7 protein-coding genes are annotated in these 8,173 nt (G+C 45.6%); all 7 read left to right on the top strand.

All coding sequences use genetic code 11. From position 1 onward, the window contains the following. Nucleotides 1-322: 322 nt before the first annotated feature. Entirely contained in the window at nt 323-2,491 is a 2,169-nt protein-coding gene (gene cas3, locus ACI4N7_RS06215; RefSeq protein WP_439732487.1) for a CRISPR-associated helicase Cas3', read from the top strand. Nucleotides 2,492-2,690: 199 nt separating this feature from the next. Continuing rightward, nucleotides 2,691-3,344: a type I-C CRISPR-associated protein Cas5c gene (gene cas5c, locus ACI4N7_RS06210; protein WP_439732486.1), complete on the top strand. Its 654-nt coding sequence runs from the start codon at nt 2,691-2,693 to the stop codon at nt 3,342-3,344. Next, nucleotides 3,341-5,140 (top strand): type I-C CRISPR-associated protein Cas8c/Csd1, encoded by a 1,800-nt coding sequence (gene cas8c / locus ACI4N7_RS06205; protein WP_439732485.1) that lies wholly within the window; start codon nt 3,341-3,343, stop codon nt 5,138-5,140. Before cas5c ends, cas8c begins: the two co-directional genes overlap by 4 nt. Nucleotide 5,141: 1 nt before the next feature. Next, nucleotides 5,142-6,026 (top strand): type I-C CRISPR-associated protein Cas7/Csd2, encoded by an 885-nt coding sequence (gene cas7c, locus ACI4N7_RS06200; protein ID WP_439732484.1) that lies wholly within the window; start codon nt 5,142-5,144, stop codon nt 6,024-6,026. Next, the gene (gene cas4 / locus ACI4N7_RS06195; RefSeq protein WP_439732483.1) at nt 6,023-6,694 is read left to right on the top strand and encodes a CRISPR-associated protein Cas4; all 672 of its coding nucleotides are present in this window, start codon (nt 6,023-6,025) and stop codon (nt 6,692-6,694) included. The genes cas7c and cas4 overlap by 4 nt, the downstream gene beginning before the upstream one ends. Then, nucleotides 6,691-7,722, top strand: coding sequence for a type I-C CRISPR-associated endonuclease Cas1c (gene cas1c / locus ACI4N7_RS06190; protein ID WP_439732482.1), 1,032 nt, complete (start codon nt 6,691-6,693; stop codon nt 7,720-7,722). Before cas4 ends, cas1c begins: the two co-directional genes overlap by 4 nt. Beyond that, on the top strand, nt 7,685-8,017 hold the full coding sequence (cas2, locus tag ACI4N7_RS06185; RefSeq protein WP_439732481.1) for a CRISPR-associated endonuclease Cas2: 333 nt from the start codon (nt 7,685-7,687) through the stop codon (nt 8,015-8,017). Before cas1c ends, cas2 begins: the two co-directional genes overlap by 38 nt. Nucleotides 8,018-8,173 lie beyond the last annotated feature (156 nt).

Below are 8,173 nucleotides of genomic sequence, written 5' to 3'. Positions count from 1 at the left end.
ATGACATTACCTTCGACATGGTGTATAAAGCCATGATGGACCTGGAAGAACTGGGGAAAAAGTGATTTTTCCCGGGAAATAGAAATAAAAAGCAGTGCTGCCAAAACCCTGGAAATCAGATTTGAGAGAATCTGGTTTTCAGGGTTTTTATTATGGATAGGTGATAGGTTCGGACAGACGTGTTTATCAAATCTTTTTAAGAATGTAGTATAAGAATTTTTTTATATTATTTTATAAAGACAGTTCCTGTCATATAAAATTTGTATAATAAAAGAAAATAGATTTTCAGGTTGAAGGCAAAGTAAAAAAGCAGGAGGATACGATGAGCAAATTTATCGGACATCTGGAAAACGAACGAGTGCAGACGCTGGAAGATCATCTGGATGGTACTGCGAAACTGGCTGGCTTTTTTGCAAAACCATTTGGCATGAAAGAGACTGCGATACTGACGGCGAAAAATCATGACATCGGGAAGTACAGTACCCTGTTCCAGGCCTATATCCGAGGAAAGAAAAAGAAAGGCGGCGATCATTCTACTGCTGGAGCCCAATTCTTATGGAAACATCAAAAAGAATTAGGACCTGCAGCTGTGGCGGGGGCGTTCTGTATAGCCGGACACCATGCCGGACTTCCCAATGCCGGAACGAAAATCGATCCGCCTCATGAGGCTACGCTTTGGAGCCGTATGAAGAATGATATTCCGGAATATGAATTTATTGCAGATCATGGATTTATGGGTAATAAGATTCCGGTGGAAAACTTCAGAAAGTACAGCAAAAATCAGGCTGATGGCATGATGCTGACGCGAATGTTATTTTCCTGCCTGGTAGATGCCGATTTTTTAGATACAGAATATTTTATGTCCCAGGGAACAAAAAAACGCGGTCATTTTCTTTCCATACAGGAATTGTCTGATCGCTTTTTCACCCAGCTGAAAAGCCGGGGATATTTAGATCCTCAAACCAAAATAAACAGCAAACGATATGAAATTCTTTCTCTATGCATGAAGAAAGGAGAAAGCGAATCCGGTCTGTATACCTTGACCGTTCCTACCGGTGGTGGCAAGACGATTTCATCCATGGCTTTTGCCATGAAACAGGCTGTAAAAAATCATAAAAGACGGATTATTTATGTGATTCCCTATTTGTCCATCATTGAACAGACGGCAGAAATTTTTAAAGATTTTCTGGGAAAGGACAATGTGCTGGAAAGCCACAGCAATGTGGATTACGATGGAACGGAAGAATCTCTTGCAGACCGAATGAAACTGGCATCAGAAAACTGGGACGCCCCGATTGTGATTACAACCAATGAACAATTCTGGGAATCCCTCTATGGAAACCGGACGTCCAAATGCCGTAAGCTGCACAATATAGTAGACAGCGTCATTATCTTTGATGAAGCACAGATGATGCCCCTGGATTTTTTAAAGCCCTGCTTGAAAGCGCTGGAGGAATTGGTACAACAGTATGGATGCAGTGCTGTTCTCTGCAGTGCAACCCAGCCGGAATTGGGGCAGTATATGACACTGCAGCCAGAAGAGATTATGGAAAACATTCCTGAACTATATCGTTTTTTCAACAGAGTCATCTATCAAGTTGATGGAGAAAAAACCTATGACGAGATAGCGGCAGAAATAAAAGGACACGGGCAGGCACTCTGTATCGCGTCTACAAAGAAAGAAGCTTTGGAGATTTTTAGCCGTTTAGAAGATGGGGACAGTTTCTATCTTTCTACGAATCTATGCCCGGCTCATCGGAAAAAGGTGATTGCTGAAATTAAAAAGAGACTGGCAGAAGGGCTTCCCTGCCGAACAGTTTCGACAAGTATTATTTCTGTAGGCGTAGATGTGGATTTTCCTGCAGCCTATTTGGAGTATACAGGCCTTGACAGCCTTATACAGGGAGCCGGCCGATGCAACAGAGAGGGAAAGCAAAGCCCTTCTGAAAGTATTGTTCATGTGTTCCGAACGGAAAAAGAAATTAAGAGCCGGTTTATGAAAAAAGAGAAACAGGTAACAGAACTGGTCCTTGCATCCTGCGGAGTATGCCATGTGGCAGAACCGGAATCCATTAAATCTTATTACATCAGCTGGTACAAAAACAATGAAGAAAATATGGACAGAATGGATATTACAGGAGATATTCAGAAACTGGCTTTTCAAGATATCGGGAAAAAATTCAAACTCATTCAGAACAATACAAGGTCTGTATTTATTCCTTTGGATGATCGGGCAAAAGAAATTATGAAACAGTTAAAAAAGGGAATCCGTACCCGGGATCTGATGAGGGAAGCTGGTCAGTACATTGTCAATGTAACTTATTATGCGGACAGTCATTCCCCGTCTCCTTTTTCAATTCTACTGACTCAGGGGGCTGTTGCTTATTTTGAAGGGGATACGGAATTGGCTTATCTGGTGAATCCACAATTCTATGATGACAGGATTGGATTGAAAGTGGAGGAAACAGAAGGAGTCGGCATTATGTGGTAAGAGAAATGGGCGAGATGCCTCGCTTTTTTCTCTTACATGCAGCATTGCATAAGTATTTCTATACGTTGCGCTTAAAACGTAGAGGATATCATCATGATTGCAGAACATTTTATACAATTTTGTTTGTATCGTGACACCTGAAACATGATGTATTATGATTAACATAGATTGAATGATGAAATGTTGAAAGGAGGATACTATGGCGTATGGAGTAAAAATTGAATGCTGGGGACCCTATGCCTGTTTTACCAGACCGGAAATGAAAGTTGAGCGCGTTTCCTACGATATGATGACTCCCTCGGCGGCCCGGGGGCTGGTGGAAGCGATTTTCTGGCATCCTGGATTAAAGTATATCATCGATGAAATCGATCTTTTAAGCCCTATCCGGTATACGAATATCAGGCGTAACGAGGTAAAGTCGAAGGTGCTGGCATCTTCTGTCACAAATAGCGCTAAAAGCGGCAGAGATATGTATCTTTGCACGAAGGCGGACATCCAGCAGCGGGCGGCGGAAATACTGAAGAATGTAAAGTACTGCATTCATGTTCATTTTGAAATGACGGACAAGGCCAATGCCAGCGATAATCCGGGAAAGTTCAGGGAAATGCTCTGCCGGAGAGCCCGGAAAGGGCAGTGCTATCACCAGCCTTATCTGGGATGCCGTGAATTTCCGGCAGGATTTCGTCTTGTAGAAGATGATGAGCCTGTGGTGCCTTACCCGGAGACAAGGGACCTGGGTTACATGCTCTACGATATGGATTTTTCTGATAAGGGAAATATTATTCCTGAATTTTTCCATGCCAGATTGGAGAAAGGAGTCTTGAATCTCCGGAACTGCGAGGTGCATAGATGATACTTCAATCGCTGGTTCATTTATATGAAGAATTAAGCCAACAGGGAAAGGTAGCCAAAGAAGGCTGGGGAACAGCTAAGGTAAGTCACCGCCTGGTGCTTGATAATTCAGGAAAGCTTACAGGTATCGTATCGGCTCGAAAAAAGGTGCTCCGCGGAAAGAAGGAAAAAGAAATTCCTTCAGAAATGATTGTTCCACTGCCTTCTATCCGGGCTTCAGGGGTGAAGGCCAATTTCCTCTGCGATAATTCCAGTTATTTTCTGGGAGTTGACGATAAGGGAAAGCCTGAGAGAACAAAGGAATGCTTTGAAGCGGCCAAAGCTCTCCATCATCAGATTCTTGATGGCTGCTGTTCTGAGGAAGCCGGGGCTATTCTGTCTTATTTTGACCATTGGAATGTAGATAAAGCTCGGGAATATCCATTGATTCAAAGAAATCTGGAAGATATCCTTGATGGTGCTAATTTTCTCATTCAGGTGGGAGATCGGGACGCTGTAGAAATCCCGGAAATCCGTGAGGCCTGGAATGCCTATTTCAAAGCTGGAGGAAAAGAAGGAAATGAAGAAAGAGGGCAGTGTCTCATTACAGGGAAAAAGAATGAACCTATAGCGGCGCTTCATCCCAAAATCAAGGGAGTCCTTGGCGCACAGAGCAGCGGGGCAAATCTGGTTTCCTTCAATGCGCCTGCTTTCTGCTCTTACGGTCATGACGGAGAGCAGGGAAAGAATGCACCGGTGAGTGAAGAAGCGGCCAATGCCTATGGGACAGCTCTGAATTTTCTTCTGGCGGACAGGACTCATGCCAAGGTGATGGGAAATACTACTGTGGTATACTGGTCGGAGCATGCGGAAGAAGCTTACCAGAACTGCTTCCTGGGGATGACGGGTGATGATGATGGCGGCCTGACGGATAGGGAGCTGGATGATATTCTGACTCATATGAAGAAAGGGCAGTCAGCAGATATCAATGGCGTCACCATGAATCCTGACGAGCCTTTCTATATCCTGGGGCTGGCGCCCAATGCAGCCCGTATTTCCGTCCGGTTCTTTCTGTGGAATACTTTCGGCAATGTCTTGAAACATATGGCAGCTCATGAAGAACGGATGAAAATTATTCATCCTTCCTGGGAAAAGGATCGTATCCCCCTGTGGCGAGTATTGAAAGCCACGGCGAATCCTCATTCCAGAGATTCCGCTTCTTCTCCGCTGCTAGCTGGAAGTCTGATGAAGGCGGTCTTTATGGATGGAAGATACCCGGAAGCTGTTTTTCAAAATATACTGCGCCGCATTTTCTCAGACCGTGATGAGGAAGCAGTCGGCGGAAAGCCGGCAGTTTATAAAATCAGTTATGTGAAAGCGGCCATGGTAAAAGCTTATCTTTTAAAAAATTGTGGAATGAAATGGGAGGGAAAAATTCAAATGGCAGTGAATGAAAATTGCAATGACATTTCCTATGTACTGGGGCGGCTTTTCTCCGTGCTGGAAAATATCCAGAAGAGTGCCAATCCCGACATCAACAGCACCATCAAAGACCGGTACTTTAATTCTGCCTGCGCTACACCAGCCTCTGTATTTCCTGTGCTCTGGAAACTGGCCAATGCCCACCTTGGGAAACTGGATCGGCCTCGGGCAGTTTATTTCAAGAAAAAACTGGGTATGCTCATGGATAAGATTACCATGCCAGACAAGGGAACTCCGCTTCCCCATCGGCTGACACTGGATGAACAGGGAGCTTTCGTTCTCGGCTACTATCAGGAAACCCAAGCAAGATATGCAGGTAAAAAGGAGGAAAAATAAAATGGCAGAAGCAATTCACAACCGGTATGATTTCGTCATTCTCTTCGATGTGACCAATGGCAACCCCAACGGTGACCCTGATGCAGGGAATCTTCCCCGGGTAGATCCGGAAACAGGACTGGGCCTTGTCACCGATGTATGCCTGAAAAGGAAAATCCGTAATTATGTGGAAGCAGCCAAGGAAGGAGAAAAAGGATTTCGTATTTATATCAGGGAAAACGTGCCTCTGGAACAGAGCGATCGGGAAGCGTTGGACTATATCGGTATCAGCGACATCAAGGATGTGAAGAAAAAGGATCCCGATGCCGATGTGAAAATCAGGAATTTCATGTGCAGCAATTATTATGATATCCGCACCTTCGGTGCAGTCATGACAACCTTTGTAAAAGGGGCCCTGAACTGCGGACAGGTGAGAGGACCGGTGCAGCTTGGTTTTGCCAGGAGCATAGATCCTATTGCGCCGCAGGAAGTAACTATTACCCGCGTTGCTATAACTACCACTAAAGATGCTCAGAATAAATCCACTGAAATAGGACGCAAATTCATCGTTCCCTATGCACTGTACCAGGCAGAAGGATATGTATCGGCCAACCTTGCTAGAAAATCTACCGGCTTTTCTGAGGAAGACCTGGAACTCCTCTGGAAGGCAATTATCAATATGTTTGAAAACGATCACTCTGCGGCCAGAGGAAATATGGCGGTACGGGAGCTCATCGTATTCAAGCATGACAGTGAATTGGGAAATGCTCCTTCCTACAAGCTCTTTGAAAGAATTCATGTACAGAAAAAAGACCCGGCCCGAGTACCGAGAGCTTACGATGATTATGAAGTCACCGTGGATACAGATGACCTTCCCCAGGGCGTGACCTGCCAGCGTATGATATGAGTTATCGGGAAGAAGATTATCTCATGATTTCCGGTATCCAGCACTTCGTCTTCTGCCGGCGCCAGTGGGCACTCATTCATGTGGAACAACAGTGGGGAGAAAACAGGCTTACTGCAGAAGGAGAAGTGATGCACCGGAATGCCCATAAGGACAGCTTTGTAGAAAAACGACCGGGTGTCCTTGTTACAAGAGGACTCAGGGTGTCCTCTGCCCATATGGGAATGACTGGTCAGTGTGATGTAGTGGAATTCCATGCTGCTGACAGCGGCGGTGCAGTTATTCATGGGCACCGCGGTCTCTGGGACGTGGTACCCATAGAGTATAAAAGGGGAAAGGATAAAAATGATGATTCCGATATATGCCAGCTCTGCCTGGAAGCAATCTGTCTGGAAGAAATGCTGGGAGTCCATATCCCCTTTGGATATATCTTTTATAACGAAATACGACGGCGCCGGAAAGTAGAATTGACCGATGATCTTCGTGAAAGAGTGGAAAAGGCGGCAAAGGAAATGCATGAGTATTTCCGACGCGGATATACTCCTAAAGTGAAGACATCGAAGAAATGTCAGTCCTGCTCCCTGAAAAACCTGTGTATCCCTAAACTCTGCAGAAACCTGTCCGCTCAAAATTATATGGAACGGGCACTGAAGGAGGGGGAAAATGTATGAGAAAACTACTGAATACCCTCTTTGTCACATCTGACGACCTCTACCTTTCTTTGGAAAATGGGAACATAGAAGCCTGGAAAGGACAGGAAAAAGCCGCACAGATACCGCTCATCAACCTGGAGAGCATCCTTGATTTCAGCCATAAGGGTGCCAGTCCGGCACTCCTTGGTGAATGTGTAAAGCGTGGCATAGGCTTCTCTTTTCTTACACCTAATGGCCGATTCCTGGCAAGGGCCTGCGGCATATCGGAAGGGAATATATTTCTTCGTAAAGAACAATACCGGATTTCTGATGATGAAGAAAAAAGCCTGGCCATTGCCAGATCCATGATTGCAGGAAAAATTCTGAACGCACGTGCCGTACTTATGCGAGCCCTTCGGGATCATCCCCTCAGCGTGGATAAGGACCTGTTTCATGACCATATCCGGGAACTGCAGAATGCTGCTGTCTGTGCGTCTGAAGCTTCCGGGCTGGAAGAACTGCGGGGCATAGAAGGAAATGGAGCCCAGAGCTATTTTTCCCTGTTTGACAGCCTTATCCTGCAGGACAAGAAACATTTCTATTTCCGGGGAAGGAATAAAAGACCGCCTTTGGATCGCATGAATGCCATCCTGTCTTTTACCTACACCATTCTGGCTCATGACTGTGCCTCTGCCCTGGAAGCAGCCGGTTTGGATCCCTATGCTGGCTTCCTTCATCGGGACCGCCCCGGAAGGATTTCTCTGGCACTGGACCTGATGGAAGAACTCCGAAGCATCTGTGCTGACCGCTTCGCTCTTACCCTCGTAAATGACCGTATGATTTCAGCGAAGAACTTCGAGTTGAAAGAGGATGGGGCCGTATGGCTCAACGAGGAAGGGCGGAAAACTCTTCTTACTGAATGGCAGAAAAGGAAAAGAGACACTATTACCCATCCCTTCCTGCAGGAAAAAATGGCCTGGGGACTCATTCCCTATGTACAGGCTCTTCTTCTGGCTCGATATATTCGTCATGATCTGGACGGATATCCCCCTTTTCTTTGGAAGTGATACCATGCTTCTCCTTGTGACCTATGACGTCAATACCACTACCGCTGCAGGACGGAAACGACTCCGGCAGGTGGCCAAATGCTGCACGGCCCACGGACAGCGGGTGCAGAATTCTGTTTTTGAATGCAGTGTGGATGAAGCCCAGGCAGTGCAGATGAGAGCGCAGCTTAAGGAACTGATTGATGAAAATGCAGACAGCCTGCGCTTTTATAACCTGGGAAATCATTATAAAAATAAAATTATTCATATAGGAACAAAGAAAGGATACGATCCCAATGATACTATGATCCTTTAAGCGCGAACCCCAAGCGCCCAAAGGAAAAACATATGAAATTCCTCGATAAAGGAATATGGAAAATTCCGGTTCGCGGAAACCATACTTCTGTGTGCGGTAATTAGGGGATAGCTTTACCGCACTGTCGCTTCCCTCGCGGGAAGCGTGGATTGAAAT

The sequence above is a fragment of the Dialister sp. genome (genome assembly GCF_051885895.1).
Taxonomy (GTDB): domain Bacteria; phylum Bacillota; class Negativicutes; order Veillonellales; family Dialisteraceae; genus Dialister.
Note: the sequence above shows the minus strand (reverse complement) of the source record. Positions and strands in the feature narration are given on the sequence as shown.